Below are 22,922 nucleotides of genomic sequence, written 5' to 3' on the forward strand. Positions count from 1 at the left end.
GCTGGGCCCATCGACGGCGAGGTGGGCCCATCGACAACGAGGCGGGCCCATCGACGGCGAGGTGGGTGTCGAGGGGGTGAGAGCGGTCGGGTGCCGGCGCGGCCCCGCCCGGGCGGCGCCGGGGCGGAGGAGCCGGCCGGGTCTGGAAGAATCGGGCCCATGACGCGCGTGGACCTGGCATCCCTCACCCCTGCCCTTGCCCTCGGGCCCCTCGACGGCCGCTACCGCGGCGCGGTGGCCCCGCTGGTCGACCACCTCTCGGAGGCCGCGCTCAACCGGGCCCGCCTCGAGGTCGAGGTCGAATGGCTCATCCACCTGACCAGCACCGGCGCCCTGCCCGGTGCGCCCCGGCTGTCGGCGGCCGAGCAGGGGTACCTGCGCGGGCTCGTCGACGACTTCGGCGCCGACGAGATCGCCGAGCTCGCCGAGATCGAGGCCGAGACCCGCCACGACGTCAAGGCGATCGAGTACTTCCTCAAGCGTCGCCTCGCCGCCGCCCCGCAGGCCCTCGGCAGCGATGGCGGCATCGACGGCGAGCACACGAACCTTCCCGCCGTGAGCGAGATCGTGCACATCTTCTGCACGAGCGAGGACATCAACAACCTGAGCTATGCGCTCACGGTGCGCGACGCCGTCCACAAGCAGTGGCTCCCGGCGGCGACGGCGGTGGCCGACGCCGTGGCCGACATGGCCCGCGCGAGCGCCGAGGTGCCGATGCTCGCCCGCACGCACGGCCAGCCCGCCACCCCCGTCACGCTCGGCAAGGAGCTCGCGGTGCTCGCCCACCGGCTGCGGCGCCAGCTCCGGCGGATCGAGGGGGCGGAGTTCCTCGGGAAGATGTCCGGGGCGACCGGCACGTACGGCGCGCACACGATCTCGGTGCCGGGCACGGACTGGCAGCAGGTGGCCGAGTCGTTCGTGACCGGGCTCGGGCTCACGTGGAACCCGCTCACGACCCAGATCGAGTCGCACGACTGGCAGGCGGAGCTGTACGCGGACATCGCGCGCTTCAACCGCGTGCTGCACAACCTGGCCACCGACGTGTGGACCTATATCTCGCTCGGCTACTTCCGGCAGCGGCTCTCGGCGCAGGGCTCGACCGGGTCCTCCACGATGCCGCACAAGGTCAACCCGATCCGGTTCGAGAACGCCGAGGCGAACCTCGAGATCTCCTGCGCCCTGCTCGACTCGCTCGGCGCCACGCTCGTGACCTCCCGGCTCCAGCGCGACCTGACCGACTCCACCACGCAGCGCAATATCGGGGTCGCGTTCGGGCACTCGATGCTCGCCCTGGACAACGTGCGCCGCGGGCTCGCCGGCCTCGACGTGGACGCCGCCGCCATGGCCGCCGACCTCGACGCGAACTGGGAGGTGCTCGGCGAGGCGGTGCAGTCGGCGATGCGCGCCGCGGCCGTCGCCGGGGTCGAGGGCATGGCCGACCCGTACGAGCGGCTCAAGGAGCTCACCCGCGGCCGCCGGGTCGACGGTCCCGCCATGCGCGAGTTCATCGCCGGCCTCGGACTGCCTGCGGACGTCGCAGCTCGCCTGCTCGACCTCACTCCCGCCTCGTACGTCGGCCTGGCGCCACAGCTCGTGGCGCACCTGGCGTAGCGGCGTCCCCCTGGGGTGCCCTCCTGCGCGGGGAGACTCATCGGTGCCGGCGCCCAAGAAATTTCCCCGGCCCCGCGATGCCCCCGTGCTGGGGAAACTCCTTGGTGCCGGAGACCAGAAAGTTGCCCCACCCGATGGGGCGCCCTTGCGCGGGGAAAATCGTTGGTGCCGGAGACCAGAAAGTTTCCCCACCCGATGGGGCGCCTCCTGCGCGGGGAAACTACTCGGCGCCGGACACCAAAGAGTTTCCTCACCCCGCGGGGCGCCCCTTGCGCGGGGAACATCGGTGGTGCCGGAGAACAGAAAGGCTCCCCAGCCCCGCGATGCCCCCATGCTGGGGAAACTTCTTGGTGCCGGAGACCAGAAAGTCTCCCCACCCGATGGGGCGCCTCCTGCGCGGGGAGACTAGCCGGTGCCGGACACCAAAAACTTTCCCCACCGCGTGGGGCGCAGCCGCCCAGCCGCCCAGCCAACCGCCCAGCCAGCCAACCGCCCAGCCAGCCAGCCGCCCAGCCGGCCAGCGGGCCGATCGATCGCGCCGAGCGCGTGACCGAGCGGCCGCCTATCGGCCGAGGCGGAGTCCGGCGCGGCGGGAGCGGTAGGACCACACCGAGCCGGCGACCCCGATGAAGACGAGGCCCCCGAAGATGAGCACGGGGCCGGCCGGCACCCCGAGGATCCGCTTGTCGTCGATCACGGTGGTGACGCCGCGGTAATCGGCGTCCGTGCCGGCGGCGGCGAAGGTGAAGTCGGCGCTGATGCTCGAGGGCCGCGAGATGTAGTGCTCGGAGAGCGTGAGGAACCCGCCGGCCTGGGCCAGCTCGACCGCGGTCTGGTCCACGAAGTCCGTCGGGCTCACGGGCCCGGCCCACAGCACCCGGGAGTCGTCCGTGGCATCGGAGCGTTCCATGCGGTGGTCGGCGAAGGTGTAGGTGCGCACGAGCTGGGGGTCGGAGGCCGTGGCCGACAGCCGCATCGGATAGATGAGCTGGTTCGAGGCGAAGGTCATGCTCACCGGCGGCACCGCGCCGTCGATCGGCCCCGACTGGGAGTCGAGATCGATCATCACGAAGTACCACTTCTCCTGCACGTACGGCACGAGGGCGGAGGCGAGGTCGTCGGACATGACCACGTCGTGCTCCTCGAGCCAGTCGGCGAGCAGGTCGGCGTCCTTGGCGGCGAGCACCGTGGCATCGAGCGGGCCGACGTCGATCTGGTCGAGCACCTCGACCGGATGCTCGGTGGCGACCTGCGTCTCGATCCGATTGAGGAAGTCGGGCCACCACTGGCTCACGCGGTCGATCTCGGGCCGGGTGAGGTGCCCGAGTTCGGCGAACAGGCCCGGGCCCGCCTCCTCGACCGTGGCCTTGCTCGGGGTGGGGATGAGGATCGCGCCGCTGTCGACGTCGCTCACCGCGTTGACGCTGAACACGATCCGTTCGGTCTCGCCGTCCCACGCGATCGCCGCCTGCTCGGCCTCGACCTCCAGCTCCGCGCCCTCCGGGGCGAGGAACGCGCCGCAGGCGCAGGCCTGGGCCGGCATGGCCGTGAGGGAGAGGGTGGCGACGAGTGCACCGGCACCGACCAGGGTTCCGAAGCGCGCCATCCTCATGGTGTCCCACCCTAAGACGACGAACCGGCGCCGGACCGGGCCCGGGAGCCGGTGAGACCGAATAGTGATCGGGGCGGGTCGAATCGTGATCGTTCCGTTGCCCGACGGGCGGGAAGTCGGCGCCAGAAAGCCGAAAGGCGCTGGTCGATAGTGGGCTGCGGATAGTAGATCGTCGCCCCCGAGCCCGCCCCCCGGCGCCAGCGGCTATCCTCACCGGAGAGGTTTCAGGTGCACGAATCCGAAGGAGAACGCGTGGCCGCACACCAGTACGGAAGGCTCGTCGCCGGGGTCGACACCTCGACGCAGTCGTGCAAGATCGTCATCGTCGATTCGAGCACCCGCGAGGTGGTGCGCATCGGCCGCGCCCCCCACCCCGAGGGCACGTCGGTCCACCCGGACGCCTGGTGGGACGCGTTCCTCGCCGCCGTCGTGGACGTCGGCGGCCTGGCCGACGTCGAGGCGATCTCCGTGGCCGGCCAGCAGCACGGCTTCGTTCCCCTGGACGACCGCGGCGAGGTGATCCGCGAGGCGCTGCTGTGGAACGACACCCGGTCGGCCGCCGCCGCCGAGGAGCTGCGCGCCGAGGTCGGCGCGGCCGAGTACGCCCACCGCACCGGCGTCGTGCCCGTGCCCTCCTTCACGATCACGAAGCTGCGCTGGTTCGTGGACAACGAGCCGGAACTCGCCCGCCGGCTCGCCGCGATCGCCCTCCCCCACGACTGGCTCACGTGGCGCCTGCGCGGCTACGGTCCGGGCAACCCGGACCTGTCCGCCCTCACGACGGACGCCTCCGACGCCTCCGGCACGGGCTACGTCACCACCGACCTGGAACGCGACGGCGACCTGCTCGACCGCGCCGTCCGCGGCGACTCCGGCCACCTCGTGCTCCCGACGATCCTCCCGCCCGGCCACGTCGCCGGCACGACCGCGGCCCTGCCCGAGGCGCCCGGGATCCCGGCCGGGTTGCCGATCGGGGTGGGCTGCGGCGACAACGCCGGCTCGGCGCTCGGCCTCGACGCCCACGCCGGGGACCTCATCGTCTCCATCGGCACGAGCGGGGTGGTGTGCGCCGTGAGCGAGAGCCTGCGGCCCGACACGAGCGGGGTCGTCGCCGGATTCCGCGACGCGAGCGGGGGCTGGCTGCCCCTCATCGCCACCCTGAACGCGGGCCGCGTGCTCGACACGACCGCCGCCCTGCTCGGCGTGGGCCACGCCGAGTTCTCCCGGCTCGCCCTCGCCGCGGACCCGGGCGCGGGCGGGCTGGTCCTGCGCCCCTACTTCGACGGCGAACGCACCCCGAACCTGCCCCACACCGCCGCGGCGCTCACCGGGATGACCCACCGGGCCACGTCCCGGGAGAACCTCGCCCGGGCCGCCGTCAACGGCGTGCTGTGCGGGCTCGCCGACGGCCGCGACGCCGTGGCCGGCACCGGCGTCGACGTGCGCCGGGCGCTGCTCATCGGCGGCGGCGCCCGCAACGAGGCCCTGCAGCGGGCCGCCGCCCAGATCTTCGGCATCCCGATCGAGGTACCCGAGCCCGGGGAGTACGTGGCCCTCGGCGCCGCGGTGCAGGCCGCCTGGGCCATCACGGGCGAGCGGCCCTCCTGGCCCCGCCCCGGCACGGAGGTCGCCGCCGACCCGGTGCCCGAGATCCGCGCCCACTACATGGCCTCCCCCATCCCGCCCGGCCCCGCGACCCCGCGCTCCTGACCGGCCCCATGCCCGCGGCACACACGAGCGAAGGCGACCGGGCGCCGTCCCCACGCCCGGCTCCGCAGCGGCGCCGGCGCCTCCACTGGGAGCTGGCGATCGTGTTCGGGCTGAGCCTGGGCAAGTCGGCGGTTTACGCGATCGTCGCGCTCATCGACGCCTACACGCGCGGCCCGATCGGGGATCAGACCGCCAGCCTCAACACCTCCGAGAACCCGCGGGAGCTCTTCGACCTCACCTACCAGCTGCTCTCGGTCGCGTTCGCGCTCGTGCCCGTGGTGCTCGCGCTCTACCTGCTGAGCGAGAACGGGCGGCGAGCGCGGCGCCGGATCGGCCTCGACGGCACCCGGCCGCTGCGCGACCTCGGTTGGGGGCTCGCGCTCGGCGCGGGGATCGGGATCCCCGGGCTCGGGGTCTACCTGGCCGGGCGCGCGCTCGGGCTGACGTTGCACGTGAGCGCGGCCGGGATCCCGCCGTACTGGTGGACCGTGCCGGTGCTCGTGCTCGCCGCCCTGAAGAACGGGCTGCTCGAGGAGATCCTCGTGGTCGGCTACCTGCGGGAGCGCCTCGACGAGCTCGGCTGGCGTGCGTGGTCGATCGTCGCCGCCTCGGCGCTGCTGCGCGGCTCCTACCACCTATATCAGGGCTGGGGCCCGTTCGTGGCCAACGTCGCGATGGGCGTCGTGTTCGCCTCGTTCTACCTGTCGCGCTGGGGGCGGCGGCGGGTGTGGCCGCTCGTGCTCGCGCACACGTTCATCGACGTGGCGGCCTTCGTGGGGTACACGTACCTGCCCGAGTCGTGGCTGCATGCGCTCGGGCTCGTCTGAGCGGCGACTCCGACCCGGGGATGACCCGCCCGGGCCCGGGTCACCAGCGAGGCTGACCCCCGGGCGCGCCGGTCCACTTTAGGATCGTGCATATGTCCCAGCACCGGCCCGAGCCCGACGGCCCCCGCCGCAGCGTTCGAGTCGTCGACATCCCGCTGGAGCGGGTGCACCGGCCCGTCGACCTCGTGCTCATGGTCGGCTGCCTCGTGGCGATCGTCGCGATGCTCGCGCTGTCGGTGTACGCGCGCGGCACGACCTCCGGCGTGACCCACGACGTGCAGTCCGCGTTCTCCTCCGTCGTGCGCGGGATCCTGCTCGTGCCGATCACCGTGATCGAGGGGCTGCTGACGATCGTGTTGCCGGTCATCGTGATCGTGGAGCGGCTCGTGCGCCGCAATCCGCGGGCCGTGGTCGAGGCGATCGCCTCCGCCGCGGTGGCCTTCGTCGCCACCGTCGGCTTCGTGTGGCTGCTCTCGCATGTCGCGCCCGACCGGCTGGTCCGGTCGCTGCAGATCTGGCAGGACGGCGCCCTCATCCTGTCGATCTCGCCGTCCGTGGCCGCTCTCGCGGCATTATTGACGACGACGGGCACCCGGGCGACGAATCGCGCCGTGGCCGTGTCGTGGACGTTGCTGTGGGTGGCGCTGGCGGTGAGCGTGATCACCGGGGACACGACGATCATCGGGGCGATCGTGGCGGCCCTGCTCGGGCGGGCGTTCGGGCTCGCGGTGCGCTATGCGATGGGGGTGCTCTCGGAGCGGGTGCACGGGGCCGACCTCGTCGATGCGATCCGGCGCGCCGGCATCGACCCGCTCAACGTCGTGCGGATCGGCGACGAGACGAACGCCGCCGAGCTCCGGCTCGAGGTGGCCACGCCGCAGGGCGCGATCGGTTATTCCCTCATCGCGGCGCGGGCGGCGCGGGCCGGGGGTGGCGGCCGGCCGGGTGACGGGCGGCCGGGCGGCTCGGACGGCGGGCACGCGAGCGACTCGGGCGACTCGGGTGGCTCACACGGCCCGGGTGACTCGGACGGCCCGGACGGCGGGCAGCCCCGCGGCGGTGGGACCGACGCCCAGGCAGACGGGACCCAAGCCGACGACGCCCGGGCAGACGACGCCCAGGCAGGCGGGACCCAAGCCGACGAGCCTCGGGCAGACGGGACCCGGGCGGGTGAGCCCCGGCCGGGTGACGCCCGGGCGCCGGGGCGAGCTGCGTCGTCCTCGAGCGACGGCGGTCAATGGCGGGGCGTGTGGGAGCTCGTGGGCGACGAGCCGCCCACGGAGACGACGGTGCAGCGCATCGTCGCGGCGATCCCGGAGCCCGCCACGGTGACGATGGAACGCGAGGGCTGGAACCGGGTCTATGCGGTGGACGCCTTCGACGGGCGCCGCTGGGACGTCGTGGTGCTCGACGAGGACCGGCAGGTCATCGGGATGCTCAGCCAGGTGTGGACGGCGCTGCAGCTGCGCGGGATGGGCCGGCGTTCGGCCACGAACCTGCGCCAGGCCGCGGACCGAGCCGCGCTCATGTCGTACGCGGCGGTCGCGGCCGGGGTGAACACCCCGCGCCTGCACGGGGTCGCCGAGAGCCGGGCCTCGGTCGTGCTCGTCGGGGAGCACGTGCGGGGGGCGCAGGCGGCCGACTCGCTCGCCGCGGAGGAGCTGACCGACGAGGTGATGACCGCCGCGTGGCACCAGCTGCTCACGGCCCACGCGGCCGGGCTGAGCCACCGGAACCTCTCGGGCGAGTCGGTGCTCGTGGTGCCGGGCGCGCGGCCGCAGGTGTGGCTCTCCGGCTGGGAGCAGGGCGAGATCGCCAGCCCCTCCCTCACCCGCCGCATCGACCAGTTCCAGCTGCTCGCCACGTTCGCGCTGCGCATCGGCGTGGAGCGGGCCGTGGCGGTGGCGGCCGAGCTGCTCACGCCCGAGGAGCTCGCCGCGCTCGCGCCCGTGGTGCAGCGGGTGGTGCTCCCCCCGGAGCTGCAGTCCGCGGCCCGCAGCCACAAGCACGTGCTGCGGGAGCTGCGCACGACACTCGCCGGGTACCTGCCCGAGCAGTCCGACGTGGTCGAGCCGCTCAAGCTCACCCGGTTCTCCGCGCGGACCGTGGTCATGACCACGATCGCGCTCGTGGCGGGCTGGGTGCTGCTCACCACCCTGAACTTCCGCGACATCGCCGAGCGCATGGGCGAGGCGGAGCCGGGCTGGCTCGTCGTGGCGTTCGTGCTCGGCATGCTCACCTTCCTCGGCGCGGCGATGGGGCTCGTGGCCTTCTCCCCGACCAGGCTGGGCCTGTGGCGCACCGCGCTCGTGCAGGTGGCCGCCTCGGTCGTCGTGCTCGTCGCCCCGGCGGGCGTGGGGCCGGCCGCGCTCAACCTGCGGTTCATGCAGCGGCGCCGGATCGACACCCCGATGGCGGTCGCGACCGTGGCCCTGCTGCAGGTGTCGCAGATCGTGACCACCGTGCTGCTGCTCGTGGCGATCGCGCTGTTCACCGGGTCGGCGGGGGCGCTGAGTCAGCTGCCCTCGCGCACGATCGTGGTGGTGCTCATCGCGCTCGCGCTCATCGCCGGGGTGGTCGTGTCGATCCCGGCGCTGCGGCGCTTCCTGGCGGCCAAGATCATGCCCACGCTGCGGCAGGTGTGGCCGCGGGTGCTGTGGGTCGTGGGCCAGCCCGGCCGACTCGCGATGGGCATCGGCGGGAACCTGCTCATGAGCGTGGGCTACCTCGCCGCGTTCGGCTTCACTCTCAAGGCGTTCGGCTTCACGCTGCCGCTGACGACCCTGGCGATCGTCTTCCTCACCGGGAACACGGTCGGTGCCGCGGTGCCGACCCCGGGCGGGATCGGCGCGATCGAGGCGGCGCTCTCGACCGGGCTCGGGGCAGCCGGGATCGGCACGGCCGTCGCCCTGTCGACCGCCGTGGTCTTCCGCGTGCTCACGTTCTGGCTGCGGGTGCCGATCGGCTGGGTCGCGCTGCGGCACCTGCAGAAGCGCGGCGAGGTCTGAGGGCCCGGCCCGCGTGTACACCGGCGCGGCCGTCCACACCGTGGGACCTTCGGTTTCAGGCCCCGGTCCGGCGGCATTAGAGTTGTGCGGGTGGAGACGCGTGCATGGGAGCCAGTGATATGCCTTTAGGGTTCCGCTGGGCCGTGCAGAGCGACGTCGGAACCGTGCGCACGAACAACGAGGATTCCGCCTTCGCGTCCCCCGGGGTGCTCGTGCTCGCGGACGGCATGGGCGGTCACGCCGGCGGTGAGGTCGCCTCCGTGGTGGCCACGAACCGGTTCGCCCGGATCGACCCGGGCGGCGGCGACCTTCCGGCGCAGCTCACCGGCGCGGGCCGGGAGACGCGCGCGGCGCTGCACGCCATGTCGGTGGCCGATCCCTCCCTCGAGACGATGGGCACGACTGCGATCGCGCTCGTGAGCGACGGGGCGCGGCTGCTCGCCGGGCACATCGGCGACTCCCGCCTGTATCTGCTGCGCGGCGAGGAACTCTTCCAGGTGACCACCGATCACACCCACGTGCAGTACCTGGTGGACTCCGGCCAGATCCACCCCGAGCAGGTCGCCACCCACCCGTACCGGGCGATGCTGCTGCGCTCGCTCGACGATCAGCCGGGCGGCACCGATCTCGATCTCATCGAGGTCGACGCCTCGGCCGGCGACCGGCTGCTGCTGTGCTCCGACGGTCTCTCGGACTACGTGGCCGTGCCCGTGATCGGCCGGCTCCTCGCCGCCGGCACGCCGGATCAGGCCGCGGCCGCGCTCGTGGCACGGGCGCTCGCCGACGGCACCCGCGACAACGTCACCGTGGTCGTGGCGGACGTCGAGCAGGGGCCTGTGGACGACGTCGCCGCCGCGGGCGGAGCGGCTGCGGATCCGCTCGTGCTCAGCCCGGAGGCGGCCGGTGCGCTCGGCGCGGTCATGCCCGAACTGCTCACCGGGTCGGGCGACGACGCCGGTGATGGCGCCGGTGATGGCGCCGGGGCCGATGCCGGTGATGGCGCAGGTGCCGGTGTCGGTGTCGGTGCCGGCGAGAGTGACGCAGGTGCGGGTATCGCCGATGCTCGCGGAGACGCGTTCATCGACGCCGGGGATTCCGTCGGCACCGACACCGGCGCCCCAGCCGACGACACCGATGTCGACGCCGGCCAAGCCGGCCGCGCCCACGCCGGCGATCCCGGCATCCGCGCCGACCGAGGCCACGACCGCGACGACGCAGCCGACGCGACCGGCGCTCCGGCCGATGTAGCCGCCGAGTCAGCGGCCGATGCAGCGGTCCAGACTCCTGGGGCCGGGCAGTCCGCTGAGACGGCCGAGCCCGGGGCGGCCGTGCCCTCGGGGGAGACTGTTCCCGCTGAAGCGGCTGCGGGCTCTGGATCCCTCGGGGCGACCGAGTCCATCGAGTCCACCGAGTCGGCGGAGCCCGGTGTCTTCGGCGGTTCCGGTCGGGGTGAGCGCGCCGATGCCCAGGGTGCTCCGGGCACGGGTGACACCTCCCCGTATCCCGAGGCCGCGACCCCGATCAGCGCGCAGGTGCCGGCCCCGCCGCCCCCTCGGTCCGGGATCCCGGTTGCCGGCGTGCTCGCCGCGGTGGCGATCCTCATCCTCGGCGCGGCGTTCGTCGCCCTGCTCTGAGGAGCCGGTCACTCCTCCCGGCCCGCCCGATCCTCGCCCCCTCCCGGCCCGACCAGGGCCAAACCCGGGATCTCGCCCGCCACCAGGGCCAAACTCCGGATCCCGCCCGCGACCAGGGCGAAACCCCGGATCTTGCGCACGACCAGGGCCAAAGCCCGGATCCAGAGCCGGATACCCACGATTCCGCCCTGGTCGGCGAACTGACGAAGCCGAGGGCGGCAGCACGGACCCGCCGCGAGGCGACGACCAGGGTGGAACCCCGGATCAAGCCCTCGACCACGGCGAAACCCGGGATCGTGCCCGCGACCAGGGTGGAACCCGGGATCTCCCCCGCGACCAGGGCGAGACCCGGGATCTCCCCCGCGACCAGGGCGAATCCCCGGATCCAGAGCCCGATAGCCACGACTTCACCCTGGTCGGCGAGCTAACGAAGCCAAGGGCGGCAGCACGGCCCGCCGCGAGGCGACGACCAGGGTGGAACCCCGGATCGAGCCCTCGACCAGGGCGAAGCCCGGGATCGTGCCCGCGACCAGGGTGGAACCCGGGATCTTGCCCGCGACCAGGGCGGAACCGCGGATCCAGAGCCGGATAGCCACGATTTCACCCTGGTCGGCGAATCGACGACGAGGAGAACCGCCGGGCCATGAGACCGCCGGGGCCGTAAGGCCGACGGCGACGGGGAGAACCGCCGGGGCCGTGAGACCGCCGGGGCCGTGGGGCGGAACCGACGAGGCCCGAGCGCGGGGTCAGCGACGGGCGTGGGACCGACAGGGCCACAGCGCGGGTCAGCGACGGGCGTGGGACCGACAGGGCCACAGCGCGGGTCAGCGACGGGCGTGGGACCGACGGGGCCCGAGTGCGCGCGCGGGTCAGCGGCGGGCGAGGAACCGGGTGGGCCGGGTGGGCCGGGTGGCCCGGAGCTGCTGGCGGGCGATGCGGCGTCTGGCGACGTAGAGGCGCGCGATGTCGCCCGAGAGTACGAGCACCACCATGATCTCGGCGGCGGTGCCCACGAGGTTGAGGGCGAGGGTGCGCTCGGAGACCTCGATGAACCACATGACCGTCCACAGTGACGTGCTTGCCACCGACAGGCCGAGCACCGACGTGCGCGCCCACCCGTAGCCGGCGTAGACGAATCCGGCCAGCACGAGATAGGTGGCCAGGAAGGTGCCCACGATGACGATCACGGTGGCATAGGTGGCGGCGTCGCTCAGGCCGAGCAGGTCGGCGACGGGCCGCACGATCGGCAGGGTCGCGAGCGTCGCGGAGCCGAGGCCGATGAGCCAGTTGACCGAGACCACCCCCGCCACGACCCGCAGCAGCATGACGAGCACGCCGAACGCCAGGGTCAGGGGGACGCGGCGGCGTTGACCCGCCTCGGCCCGGTCCGCCTCGATCTGCTCCCGGACCGCCGTGGACGCGGGCGGCAGCGGGCGCAGGTCCACGATCGGCAGATCCCCGTCGGTGCGGATCCGGTCGCCCCCGCCGTTGCGGTGGTGGTAGCCGGAGGAGAAACTTGCGAGCACCTCGACCCCGATGCGCTCGTTCCCCGATTCGGGCCGGGTCAGGGTGGCCACGATGTGGTCGCGCTCCACGTCGATATCGGCCGCGATCCGGTGGGTGACCTGGCCCGTGAACAGCGACAGCCCCACCGCCCGGTCGTAGGTGCCCGCGGCGAGCCAGTCGACCCGCCGCCCGCCGGGCAGCAGCCAGCCCTCGGGCGCGGGCCAGAAGCGCACATGGTGGCGCTGAGCCGGATTCCCCTGCTCCTCCTGCTGGTACGTGAACGCCTGCCGCCTCCCGAACAGGAACAGCGAGCTCACCGGGGCGTCCGGGTACGTGGTGCGCCGGAGCGTGGCCGCCACGAGCCGCCATCCGGAGGTCAGGTTGAGCTCGTCGGCCCGGTGCCAGCCGGCACGCAGCATCGCCGTGTGCACGTGGTCCTCGCTGCCGAGCAGCACGAGGTTGACCGGGTCGCCGAGCAGGCCCTCCCGGGTGCGGGAGCGGCCGATGAAGTAGTCCGGCAGGTAGATCCGCGAGAGCACCGAGTGCACCCGCGGCAGCAGCAGGTAGGTGACGATCAGCCAGAACGGGATGAACGCCCAGATGTGTCGCCAGCCGGAGGTGAGGAGCTGGTGGATGAGCAGGAACGCGAGCCAGGTCGCCGCGGCCGTTCCGTAGACGAAGAACACCCGGTCCACGAAGCGCATCGGGTCGGCGCGGGCCACCTCGACGGCCGCGTGGGCGCGACGGGAGAAGGTGGAGACCATGGCTCAACCTAATCAGATCGACACGCGCCGTCACCATCCGGGCCGCGGCCGACGAAAGTTCGGTGCGCCATGACCGCCCGGGCGGGTACATTGGCGCAGGCGAGGCCGTGTGGAGCGGCCCGCGGCTAGCGGAAAGTATGTGAGGCAGCGGTGGGTCCGGACGACGTGCAGTGGCTCAGCGAGCAGGAGAAGTCGGCCTGGCTGGCGCTCACCGCCCTGCTCACGAAGCTTCCTGGAGCGCTCGATTCGCAGCTCGAGCGGGACGCCGGCCTCACGTTCTTCGAGTACATGGTGCTCGGGATGCTCGCCGAGGCCCCGGAGCAGCGGCTGCGCATGTCGGAGCTGGCCGCGACCACGAACGGGTCGCTCTCCCGGCTCTCCCACGTGGCCCGCCGGCTCGAGAACTCCGGCCTCGTGACCCGCGAGCCCGACCCGGCGGACCGGCGCGCCACGGTCGCGATCCTCACCGACGCCGGCCGGGAGCGCGTGGAGCAGGCGGCGCCGGGGCACGTCGCCCACGCCCGCGAGCTCGTGGTGGACGCCGCCTCCCCCGACGACCTGGCCGCGTTCGGCCGCGTGGGCGCGCAGATCGTGGCCCGGATCGGGCGCCTGCGCTGATGCTGCTGCGCGGGCGGGGCGTGCTGCTGCGGGATCTGGAACCTGCGGACGGCGACCGGCTCGCCGATCTCACGGCGCTCGACCGCCCGTGGCGCCGCACGAACGGCCCCTATTTCGGTCAGCCGAGCCGGGCGGAGCTCGCCGACGATGACCGGCGGTTCCGGGAGCTCGCCGGCACGGACCACGCCCGGCTTCCCGACCCGCGCTCGATGCTCGCGATCTGCGTGCCCGGCCCCGCCGCGGAGAGCGGTCCCGGAGCCGACTCGGAGGGCGGGCCGGGAGCCGCCGTGCTCATCGGGCTCGTCTCCTGGTACTGGGAATCGCACGTGACGGACTGGCGCCGGATGGGGATCGCGATCCACGACGAGGCGTATTGGGGGCGCGGGCTCGGCACCGAGGCGATTGCCCTGTGGACCTCCTACCTCTTCGATCACACCGACGCCCTGCGCCTCGACTTCGCCACCTATTCGGGCAATCCCGGCATGATCGCCGTGGGCCGGCGGCTCGGCTTCGTCGAGGAGGGCCGCTACCGCCGGGCGCGGCGCTGGGCGGGCGGCGTGCACGACGCCGTCGTCATGGGCGTGGTCCGGGAGGAGTGGGACGAGTTGCGCGGCCGGTGGCCGTTCACGCCCGAGGCGAGCGGGCGTCGTCCATAGGCTTGTCGGTCTTCTTGGGACGGCCGGCGATCACGATGATCGCGGCGTAGGTGACCACGACTCCGCCGAGGGAGAGGGCCCACCAGGGGAAGCCGGGGATGTCGGGGCGCGTGCCCGCGGCGGCGATGTCGGCGGCGGGGGTGGGCAGGATGCGCTCGCCGGTCACGAGGTAACGGTGGGTGTTGATGCCGAGCGGGGTGCAGGTGACGAGGGTGACGAGGTCCTCGCCGTACTCGGGCAGGAGGGACTGGGTCTCGTCGGGGAGGATCGTCTGGGTGCTGTTGACCTGGTAGGTGAGCACCTCGCCGAAGACCTCGATCGTGAACGTGTCGCCGATGGCCAGCTTGTTCAGGTCGTTGAAGAGGCTGGCCTCGGGAAGGCCGCGGTGGGCCGTGAGCACCGAGTGCTGGGAGAGGCCGCCGACGGGCAGGGACGTGCCCTCGAGGTGGCCGACGCCCTTGGCGAGCACGTCGTCGGAGGTGCCGTGGTAGATCGGCAGGTCGACCTTGATGGCGGGGATGCGCAGGCGGGCCATGACGCCGTCGTTGGTCGCGCGCAGCAGCTCGTTGTAGTCGAATCCGCCGGGGGAGACGCCGTCGGAGGTGGGCACGTTACTCGACGGGTCGAGCAGGGCACCGGTGCCGAGCTCGCCGCCGACGAGTGCGTCGTTGTAGGCGCGGGCCTCGTCGAGTTCGTTCATGAGCCGGGCGGGCGGGCCCTCGTCGACGACGGAGTCGAGCCCCTCGACGACCTTCGACTGGTTGTACTGGGAGAACCAGGAGGCGGTGCTCGGGTAGAGGATGGCGAGTACCCCGATGACGGCCAGGAGGGCGACGCCGGCGGTGGCCCAGGGCATCCGCCAGCGGGCGGGCGGGGCGGGCTCGGGGGTGTGTTGCGGGGGCGTGTCGAGCGTAATCACTGGGATCCCTTCAGTGAGCCGAAGGGGCGAGGAGGGGTGAACCTCCTCGCCCCTTCGGGCTTAACGGCTAGTCACCGTGTGCTGCGAAGGCTCAGGCCTTCGAGCGGGAGTGGCGCACGGCCGCGATCGTTCCGCCGGTCGCGATGAGGGCAATGCCCACGATCGTGAACAGCAGGGTTCCGGTGGAACCGGTGAGCGGCAGGTTCGGGCCCTCCGCCTTGTGGTTCTCGATGTCTGCGGCCCACGTGGCGGCGGGCACGTCACCCTCTGCAGTCGAAGCTGCGTCAATGGTGAACGGACCGAACACGGCGTTGGCCGGCAGCACGTAGCCAGCCGGGGCCACCGTTTCGACGACACAGACCTTCCGCGTGGTGTCTTCGTTGTTACCGACGAAGAACTCGAAGTTCGCCACGCCATCGTCAGCGGTCGGGGCCGACTTCTCGATCAGGTCACCCGGGTTGTTGCACAGGCCATCCGAATCGGCCGCACGGAGCTCGAACACCGCGCCCGGGAGGGTGACGTCGTTGTTCCCGTCATCGACCTTGGTGAGGTGGAGGGCACCCCAGTTCGTGCTCACGGACGGGGTGTCAACCGGCTTGCCGTTCAGCGTGACCGTCGCCGTGTTCTCGAGGACGCCGATGTCATCGATCGTCGTCCGGATCACGGCGGTCACGTTGGCACTCGTCTGAGCATCGGTGATCGCGTTGAGCTGGTCGAGTCCCGGCCCGAGAAGCGTCACGGTGCTGTTGTCGGCCGAGACCTCGTAGTCGGTGTCAGGGTCCAGCGCCACATTATCGATGCTCACGCTGACCCAGCTGTCGAACGTCATGCCGGCTCCGATGACGTCGCTGATGGTGAGCGACTCGTAGTCGAACTCAGCAGCAGGCACCGGTACGCCGATGGTCCACAGCGCGGTGGCACCCTCGCGGATCTCCTGGCTGTGGTCGCCGGCCGTCTTCGTCGGCGTGAAGTCGCCGAGGATGTTCTTGGGGTAGGCGTCTACGTCGTAGTCCCACGCGCCGGTGTCCGTGGGCATCGGGATCGCGACGAAGAACGGAGCGGCGGGCGTTGCAATGAGGTTCGGTCCGGAAGCGGTCTCCGTCACGAGATAAAATCCGACGTTGAGTCCCGTGAAGGGAGCTTCACCGTCACCGTCGGTCACAGCTGTGGTGCCGGTGTCAAGGGTGAAGCCATTACCAGGAACGTCCCCGGGAGAGAGCCCATCGATGGCGTCCCAGCCCTCGGCAGTGGCCAGGGGCACCGAACTGCCACCCAGGAGAACCTCCTGGACCGTGAACTCGACGCCCCCGATCGGATCGCCTGCCGGGTTGCCATCCTCGCTGGCGCTGTGTTCTTCGTGCTTATGCACCATGATCGAGCCGGTCGCACCGGAGTCGATGTTGCCGACCACAGGGTCATCACCGGGGGCCGCGGTGGCCGCGGTGCTGATGAGGCCGACCATCGCGAGGGAAAGGGCCCCCGCGCCGGCGGCGAGTCGCTTGAGCGACGTCGTCCTCGTTTTCATTCCATTCCTTCTTTCGGTTGGTACCAACACGGCGGGGGCGCCGGTCAGATGGGGGTGTGCGCGGCGCCTCATCAGGCGCTCCGCCGGCTCCGGCGGCGCTGGACCTTGGTCGCGCCGTAGGCCATGAGGGAGAGCAGCAGGGTCGCCGCTCCCGCGATGTAGACGTGGTCACGTCCGAATCCGCCGGTCAGGGGAAGGGCGGGACCGCCCTGCTGGTCGTTGACGAACGCCTCAGCAAACCCATAGTCGAGATTCGCTGCGGTAATCGTGAAGGTGCGCTCTGTCTCGTCGAGCTGGTAGCCAGGAGGGGCAGTCGTCTCGACCAGAGTGTAGTCGCCCCACTTGAGACCCTCGATGAGGAACTCTCCGGCGTCGGGATTCTGATCCGTGAACGGATCCGTCGAGCACAGCGCCTTGGTGCAATCGGTGACGGAGACGCCCGACGCCAAGCCCGGGCCCGTCAAGGTCCAGACCGAACCGGCGAGCAGGTCATCGTTCCGGTTGACCTTCGACCAGCTGACCGATCCGGGCAGGGCGCGGTTGGTGAGCACGCACGTGACATCCTCGCCCGATGCAACCTGGACATTGCCATAGTCACTGGCAACCGGGTCGCCACCGGCCGTACACGCGAGACTCTCGAATTCATAGCCCGGAACCGCCGTGACATCCTCACTCACGACGTACGTACCGCTGACGACATGCTTGGTATCTCCGCTGTCGAAGGTCAGCATCGAGCCGTCACGCTCGGCGAACAGGTAGCCATCCCACGCGGATCCCGCTGCTACGTCGGTGCCGAAGTCACCGGCATCGACGCTCTTGATGATCGTCAGCGTCTGGCAGGAGACCGTGTTCGTGACGGTTGCCGTGTTCTCGATCTCGGTGAGGGTCACATCGACGGTGCCGCCGCCGGAGAGGTCTCCTGTCGCTGCCGCTCCGTTGATCTCAGTGATCGCCTGGGAGTCGACGGTGCAGCCCGTGACGGTGGGGTCGTTCGTCGCGATCGTCGTGGTCTCGGCGAGGGTGATCACGTCACCCTGCAGCCCCGCCAACGCGGTGTCCCAGTTGTGGTCTGCGCCGGCGAGCTGGAGAGCTGCACTCAGGCCTGCGGGCTGCTCACCGTTGGGAACAGGGGCGCCGCCGTTGATCACCCACTCCTTCTGGACGACGAGGCTCGCCTTGGCAATGTTCTTGATCTCTCCGAACGCCTCGTCGAGATCGCCGGCGCCGATCGTGAAGGTCCTGGTCTGCGTGTCCGCGACGTATCCGTTCGGCGCTGCCTGCTCGGTGAGCGAATAGGTTCCGAGCGGAAGCCCTGTCAGCTTGAACTTGCCCACAGCGGCGTCCTGGTCGGTGTAGAGGGCCGTGCCACACGTGCCGCCTACGCAGTCCGTAATGGTTCGCGTTGTGCTGTCCGGCAGTTCGAGGGTCCAGGTGGATCCACCGAGCAGCACGTCCGTCGCCGCATCGGTCTTGCTCCAGGTGACTGTGCCCTTGAGCGGCTTGTTCGTGTAGGTGCACGTGATGTCTGTGCTGTCCCCATCGGCGAACGGCGCGGTAATGGTGACGGTTCCGTTCGAGACCGTGTAGTCATCCGACGTGACGCCGGCGCCAGAACACTGGATATCGTCGATGACCCAGCCGGTCGGCGGGTTCTCGGTGATCGTCACAGCCTCGCCCTGAAGGATCTCACCCGTGCGCGAAGCACTCTCGGTCGCCGACGGCGGCTTGAGGCCGAAGGTCAGCGGCGTGCCGTCGTCCTCCCAGGCCGACCCGTCGAGATCGGAGGCCGTGCTGAACGGGAAGTTCGGGATGTTGACACCGGCGGCGTCGACCACCTGCTTGACGACCGTCAGGGAGCGCACCTGGGTGAGCGACCCGTAGATGCAGGCGGTGGTCTCGTCATCCTCACGTGTCCAGAATGAGTTCTGCGTAGTACTGGGCATTTCGGCGGGGCACACGTCCCCCGCAGCTGGGTAGAATCCGTCGATGACCAGCCGGTAGTCGACGCCATCCTTCGTCAGCACGGTATTGCTGATTTGGCTCGTGAACGTGATCAGGTCAGCGCATCCCCGATCGTTCAGCCCACTATCAGTCCCATATCTGGGGTTACCGTCGGCACACGTGGCACTTCCACCGGTCGACGTCCCATCGTTGGTTGTCTCCCATAGTCGCCAGGGGAATTTGAGCACCTGTCCACCGAATCCGTTGAGGCGGAGCTGTAGTTCTCCGTTCAGGTATTCACTGTCGTACCACTGTGGATAGATTACGTGGTTGTAATGAGTCGTGCTGGCCAGCAGGAAGGGTGAGCCTGAGGCAACAGTTCCGCCGGTTGAAGGCGTCACCCCGATGGCGCTCATTTTGCTGGTAATATAGTTGCCGGAGTGGTAACCGCTCGACGCTCCATGCCCTCCGAACGCCTCACCATTTTGGTCCACCCACCCACTCGGTCCGGAGCTTGAATACGAGTAGTTCGATCCGTTGTAATTTGCGTAGAGACGGTTGCTGACTCCATTAGTCAGGCTCGACACTTGGGCGTCGATCGTTCCGGTGGTCACGTTGCCGAATGGGACCGGCGCGAGGCGCGAGGGAAGTGCGGAGCTCGACGCCGGTGCCGCGGTGACCGCTTGTGCGGATGGCTCTGCGCCGGCGGGTGCTGCCGGAATCACGGGCGCTACGCCAGCGCCCAACCGGTCGGGCCGGCGGGAATCGTGATCGCCGGTCGCGGTCGGCGACTCACCCGCACCGACCTCGCCGGGGGTTGAGGCCCCGCCACCGACCTGTCCGACCGACGATCCCTGGGCGGGATCCTCGGGATCGTCATTGTCGGCGGATTCCGTCCCATCGGTGACGGGGCTGTTCGTGGTCGCGTCGCCCGTGGCGTCCGCGTTGTCGACCGTCGCACCCTCCGTGGGCGCGTCGGTCACGAGCTGGTCGAGGGGCTCCTCGTCGGCATCGCCGGCGAGCGCGGGCACGGCGGCACCGGCGAGTCCGAGGGTGAGCACGGCGGCGGCCAGGCCACCGAGCGCGGCCCGGCTCCTGCGCGTCACGTGCCGAGAGGACCGTCCAGGTCGACCCCCGCCACCGAGCGCGGTCGTCGAGCCTTTCGGCCTCAGCGCATGGCGAAACATGGGCAACTCCCCTTCGACTAGCATGTGTCGTCGCGCCGATCTACGGCTCCCGCGACGTTCGACTAACGATTTACAACCATAGGTCTACGTCTCGACGTCACGCACTCAACTTTTAGCTAGCGCAGGGTGAACTTCCAGCCCAAATAGGGTGAGGGAGGGTGAGATGCGGGTGAGACGGACGTCCATGCAGGGCATTCGAAAGCCGCCCGGTCCGCCTCCGGCGTCCGGGCCGCCTCACCAGCCGATCAGGCGCCGGCGTCCTCTTCCCGCAGCCGCGGAGGCGTGACGAGCCCGGGCCGGAAGCCCGACTTGTCCGCATAGAAGGCCCGCACCGCGTCCATGTCGGAACGGACCTCGCCGGAGAGGTCGATGGTCGGGCCGATCCCGCACGTCATCGTGTCGCGATCAACGAACCCGAGCGTGAGCGGGAGGCCGGCCCCGGTCGCGATCCGGTAGAAGCCCGACCGCCAGTACTCACCGCGCCCGCGCGTGCCCTCCGGCGTGACCACGAGCGCGAGCCGCTCCCCCGCCTCCACCCGCGCCACGATCGTGGCCACGAGACCGCGCGCCCCCGATCGATCGACCGGGATCCCCCCGAGCCCCCGCATGAGCGGCCCGAGCGGCCCGGCGAACAGCTGCTGCTTGCCCAGCCAACTGAACCGCACGCCCGCTCGCCAGCCGGTGGCGAGCATGAAGATGAAGTCCCAGTTCGAGGTGTGCGGCGCCCCGATGATCACGGTTCCGACCGCAGGCAGTGGCTCGGCGACCATCGTCCAGCGGCTCAACCGCCAGAACGCCCGGGCGGCAAGTCTCGTCAGCATGGCGTCAGCCTAGGGCCACCGCGCAGCTGCGCCCGGGAGACGGCACGACCTTCGCCACGCGATCCGCCACGGCGCGTGCCCGGCGCCGCACAGGCGCGCTCAGGTTCACCCGGGGGCGCCGTCCATAGGCCGCCGGGCCGCGAGCGCAGAGGCGACCTCGCGTACATGGCTGCGGTAATACTCCGGCGCCATCGGGATCGCGCCGGCCACGAGGGCGAGGTCGATATCGACGGTCAACACGTGTCGCAGACCCACCGACGCCCGCAGGGCGCGCGCCGTGTCCGCGGTGATGAATCCGGCCCGCGCCGCGAGACGACGAACCACGACGTCGCAATCCACGCTCATCCGGTCAGGCTCCGCGCGAGCAGCTCGCGTAGATGCGACGTATCGATGGAGTGGTTGATCGCGAACGACTGCCGATCGCAAAGCGCCCGCGGGCTCGATGCGTCGAGCACACGCGGGCAGGTCAGGGCGCGCGTGGCCGCCACGGTGCCCGCCACGCGAATGGACGACGCCCGCTCGCCCGCGCGCGCAGGCGCGAGTTGCGTTCGGGCGGGCGTATCATCGCCGCGACCCGGCGACACGCACCGAGAGTGAGGATCGATGGCTCCCACCGCCCGCTCCGCCGCCCGGTGGCTGCTCGTGATCGCCTGGATGGCCGTGATCTTCGCGTTCAGTTCCCAGAGCGGCACCGGCTCAGGCGGGCTGAGCCTGCGGATCACCGATGCGCTCTCCGGCACCCTCGCGTGGTTGCCCGGCGCCATCGATGCCGACACCCTCCAATTCCTCGTGCGCAAGGGCGCCCACATGGCCGAGTACCTCGTGCTCGGGGCGCTGGTCGCGTGGGCGTGGCGCGCCCGGCCGGGCACCCGAGGCGCCGGCGCGATCCTGTGGCCGTTCCTGATCACGGTCGCCTACGCCGCGAGCGACGAGTTCCACCAGTCCTTCGTACCCGGCCGCGGGCCCGCCGTGACCGACGTGCTCATCGACGCCCTCGGCGCCGCCGCCGGAGTCGGGCTCGTGTCGCTGATCCGCCGGGAGCCGGTCGATGATTGACTGGGTAGCATGCCCTCACCCGACGACGCCCGCCGCCTGGCCGAGCAGGTCCTGGGCGAGATGACCCCCGAGCAGCAGCGCTCCCTCATCGACGCCCTGGTCACCGGCCACTCCACCCGGATCGTGGACGAGGCGCTCGCCACGCCCGCGCCCGCCATGACCGCCCCGCCGGCCCGGACGCGCGGCGTGCGCGTGCGCCTCGACCTCGTCGGCGCCAAGCCGCCCGTGTGGCGCCGGCTCGAACTGCCGGGCGACCTGCGGCTCGACGTGCTCCACCGCGTGCTGCAGGCCGCGATGGGCTGGACCGACACCCACCTGCACCGGTTCCGCACGGGCAGCGATCACCGGGCCGGCCACTTCCTGTCCTCCTACGACGTCGAGGAGGGCGAGCAGGGCGTGCCCGAGCGCGACGTCCGCCTCGATCAGGTGGTCGCGGCGGCGGGCGACCGGCTCTGGTACGAGTACGACTTCGGCGATGGCTGGGAGCATGTGCTCACCGTGGAACAGATCATGGACGACGCCCCCGCCGAACCCAGGTGCATCGGCGGGCGGATGGCCTGCCCGCCCGAGGACTGCGGCGGGATCTGGGGCTATGCCGAGCTCGCCGAGTGGGTGCGGGGCGGCTGCGACCCGGCCGCGGTCCCGCCGGTGTTCGACGACGCCGAGCACGCCCGCACCTGGCTGGGGCCGCACTGGCATCCCGACCGGTTCGACGTGGCGGAGGCGAACGAGGCGCTCGCCCACACGCGGCCCCTGCCGGTGGCCGGGCCGCTGGCCGACCTCCTGGAGCAGCTCGGCCGGAGCGGCGACCCGGTGGCGACCGGGCTCATCGCGCGGCTCGCCGCGGCCACCGCGGCCGGCGCGGTCGCGGAGGCCCCGGACGGCACGGGCGCGGCAGACCCGGCCGTGAGCGAGCACGACGCCGCCCGCATGATCGGCCCGTTTCTGACCCTGCTCGACGTCGTCGGCGACGGGATCCAGTTGACCAAGGCCGGCAAGCTCCCCCCGGCGACGGTCACCGCGCTCGCCGAGGAGACGGGCATCGCGGGCTGGTGGATCGGCAAGGTCAACCGGGAGGATCAGACCTGGCCCGTGGCGCTGCTGCGCGAGGCGGCCCGTTCGCTCGGGCTCGTCACGGTGCGCTCGGGCCGGCTCTCCGCGACCGCGATCGCCCGGAAGCACCGCGAGAACCCGCTCGAACTGTGGCGTCATCTCCTCACCCGGCTGCCCAAGGGCACGAGCGACTTCGATCGGGAGGCCGGTTGGCTCTCGCTGGCGGTCGTCGCCGCGGGCACCCCCGCCCAGGACTGGCGCGAGGAGATCGCTGCCCTGCTCACCGGCGTGGGCTGGCGCGCGGGCGGCGACGGGTACCTGGGCGGCCTCCCGGTGTACAACCCGACCCTCGACGTGCTCGAGGTGCTCGCCGGTCGCCTCCGCCACGGCGGCCTCACCGGGTCCGACCCGGCCGTGGCCGCCACCGCCCGGGCCGTGATCCTGCGGCGGTAGCACCTCATCGCAGCCCGAACG

At 71.5% G+C, this 22,922-nt stretch carries 18 protein-coding genes; 9 read left to right on the plus strand and 9 right to left on the minus strand.

Annotated elements, in window-relative coordinates; translation table 11 throughout:
* Window positions 1-159 precede the first annotated feature (159 nt).
* Window positions 160-1,611: an adenylosuccinate lyase gene (purB, locus tag GCE65_RS15595; protein ID WP_152909806.1), complete on the plus strand. Its 1,452-nt coding sequence runs from the start codon at window positions 160-162 to the stop codon at window positions 1,609-1,611.
* A 562-nt stretch (window positions 1,612-2,173) separates the two neighbouring features.
* Here the strand turns inward: purB and GCE65_RS15600 are convergent.
* Window positions 2,174-3,223, minus strand: a complete 1,050-nt coding sequence (locus GCE65_RS15600; RefSeq protein WP_153879023.1) for a DUF2330 domain-containing protein — start codon at window positions 3,221-3,223, stop codon at window positions 2,174-2,176.
* Between the two features lie 252 nt (window positions 3,224-3,475).
* Between GCE65_RS15600 and xylB the strand changes: the two genes are divergently transcribed.
* The 4 genes from xylB (at window position 3,476) to GCE65_RS15620 (ending at window position 10,402) form a co-directional block, all read left to right on the plus strand.
* Window positions 3,476-4,933, plus strand: a complete 1,458-nt coding sequence (gene xylB / locus GCE65_RS15605; RefSeq protein ID WP_153879024.1) for a xylulokinase — start codon at window positions 3,476-3,478, stop codon at window positions 4,931-4,933.
* A gap of 8 nt (window positions 4,934-4,941) precedes the next feature.
* Window positions 4,942-5,760 carry a CPBP family intramembrane glutamic endopeptidase gene (locus GCE65_RS15610; protein WP_153879025.1) on the plus strand — a complete coding sequence of 273 codons (819 nt, stop codon included), beginning with the start codon at window positions 4,942-4,944 and terminating at the stop codon, window positions 5,758-5,760.
* Between the two features lie 92 nt (window positions 5,761-5,852).
* Complete coding sequence (locus GCE65_RS16750; RefSeq protein WP_153879026.1) at window positions 5,853-8,768, plus strand: lysylphosphatidylglycerol synthase transmembrane domain-containing protein; 2,916 nt, start codon at window positions 5,853-5,855, stop codon at window positions 8,766-8,768.
* Window positions 8,769-8,887: 119 nt separating this feature from the next.
* Window positions 8,888-10,402 (plus strand): protein phosphatase 2C domain-containing protein, encoded by a 1,515-nt coding sequence (locus GCE65_RS15620; RefSeq protein ID WP_194928745.1) that lies wholly within the window; start codon window positions 8,888-8,890, stop codon window positions 10,400-10,402.
* Between the two features lie 407 nt (window positions 10,403-10,809).
* Here GCE65_RS15620 and GCE65_RS15625 read toward each other — a convergent pair whose 3' ends face one another.
* Entirely contained in the window at window positions 10,810-10,998 is a 189-nt protein-coding gene (locus GCE65_RS15625) for a hypothetical protein (protein WP_153879028.1), read from the minus strand.
* Between the two features lie 273 nt (window positions 10,999-11,271).
* Window positions 11,272-12,672: an LssY C-terminal domain-containing protein gene (locus GCE65_RS15630; RefSeq protein ID WP_153879029.1), complete on the minus strand. Its 1,401-nt coding sequence runs from the start codon at window positions 12,670-12,672 to the stop codon at window positions 11,272-11,274.
* Between the two features lie 150 nt (window positions 12,673-12,822).
* Here GCE65_RS15630 and GCE65_RS15635 point away from each other — a divergent pair, with 150 nt between their 5' ends.
* Window positions 12,823-13,290 carry a MarR family winged helix-turn-helix transcriptional regulator gene (locus GCE65_RS15635; RefSeq protein WP_153879030.1) on the plus strand — a complete coding sequence of 156 codons (468 nt, stop codon included), beginning with the start codon at window positions 12,823-12,825 and terminating at the stop codon, window positions 13,288-13,290.
* A complete protein-coding gene (locus GCE65_RS15640; protein ID WP_153879031.1) occupies window positions 13,290-13,946 on the plus strand; it encodes a GNAT family N-acetyltransferase in 657 nt (218 codons plus the stop codon). Before GCE65_RS15635 ends, GCE65_RS15640 begins: the two co-directional genes overlap by 1 nt.
* Here GCE65_RS15640 and GCE65_RS15645 read toward each other — a convergent pair.
* The 6 genes from GCE65_RS15645 to GCE65_RS15670 all read right to left on the minus strand — a co-directional run bounded on the left by GCE65_RS15645 (window position 13,915) and on the right by GCE65_RS15670 (window position 20,923).
* Window positions 13,915-14,865 (minus strand): class C sortase, encoded by a 951-nt coding sequence (locus tag GCE65_RS15645; protein ID WP_228760008.1) that lies wholly within the window; start codon window positions 14,863-14,865, stop codon window positions 13,915-13,917. The two genes, GCE65_RS15640 and GCE65_RS15645, sit on opposite strands and share 32 nt — an antisense overlap.
* Before the next feature lie 91 nt (window positions 14,866-14,956).
* Entirely contained in the window at window positions 14,957-16,390 is a 1,434-nt protein-coding gene (locus GCE65_RS15650) for a SpaH/EbpB family LPXTG-anchored major pilin (protein ID WP_194928746.1), read from the minus strand.
* A 71-nt stretch (window positions 16,391-16,461) separates the two neighbouring features.
* Window positions 16,462-19,437 (minus strand): SpaA isopeptide-forming pilin-related protein, encoded by a 2,976-nt coding sequence (locus GCE65_RS15655; protein ID WP_153879033.1) that lies wholly within the window; start codon window positions 19,435-19,437, stop codon window positions 16,462-16,464.
* 326 nt (window positions 19,438-19,763) lie between these two features.
* Window positions 19,764-20,339 carry a 1-acyl-sn-glycerol-3-phosphate acyltransferase gene (locus GCE65_RS15660; protein ID WP_194928747.1) on the minus strand — a complete coding sequence of 192 codons (576 nt, stop codon included), beginning with the start codon at window positions 20,337-20,339 and terminating at the stop codon, window positions 19,764-19,766.
* Window positions 20,340-20,444: 105 nt separating this feature from the next.
* Window positions 20,445-20,684: a hypothetical protein gene (locus GCE65_RS15665; RefSeq protein WP_153879034.1), complete on the minus strand. Its 240-nt coding sequence runs from the start codon at window positions 20,682-20,684 to the stop codon at window positions 20,445-20,447.
* Window positions 20,681-20,923, minus strand: a complete 243-nt coding sequence (locus GCE65_RS15670; RefSeq protein ID WP_153879035.1) for a hypothetical protein — start codon at window positions 20,921-20,923, stop codon at window positions 20,681-20,683. The genes GCE65_RS15665 and GCE65_RS15670 overlap by 4 nt, the downstream gene beginning before the upstream one ends.
* A gap of 19 nt (window positions 20,924-20,942) precedes the next feature.
* Between GCE65_RS15670 and GCE65_RS15675 the strand changes: the two genes are divergently transcribed.
* Together GCE65_RS15675 and GCE65_RS15680 are read left to right on the plus strand one after the other, a co-directional pair.
* On the plus strand, window positions 20,943-21,395 hold the full coding sequence (locus GCE65_RS15675; protein WP_153879036.1) for a VanZ family protein: 453 nt from the start codon (window positions 20,943-20,945) through the stop codon (window positions 21,393-21,395).
* Between the two features lie 9 nt (window positions 21,396-21,404).
* Entirely contained in the window at window positions 21,405-22,901 is a 1,497-nt protein-coding gene (locus tag GCE65_RS15680; protein ID WP_153879037.1) for a plasmid pRiA4b ORF-3 family protein, read from the plus strand.
* The last annotated feature ends 21 nt before the right edge of the window (window positions 22,902-22,922 follow it).

Origin of the sequence: Pseudactinotalea sp. HY158 (genome assembly GCF_009660225.1) — a bacterium.
Classification (GTDB): Bacteria; Actinomycetota; Actinomycetes; order Actinomycetales; family Beutenbergiaceae; genus HY158.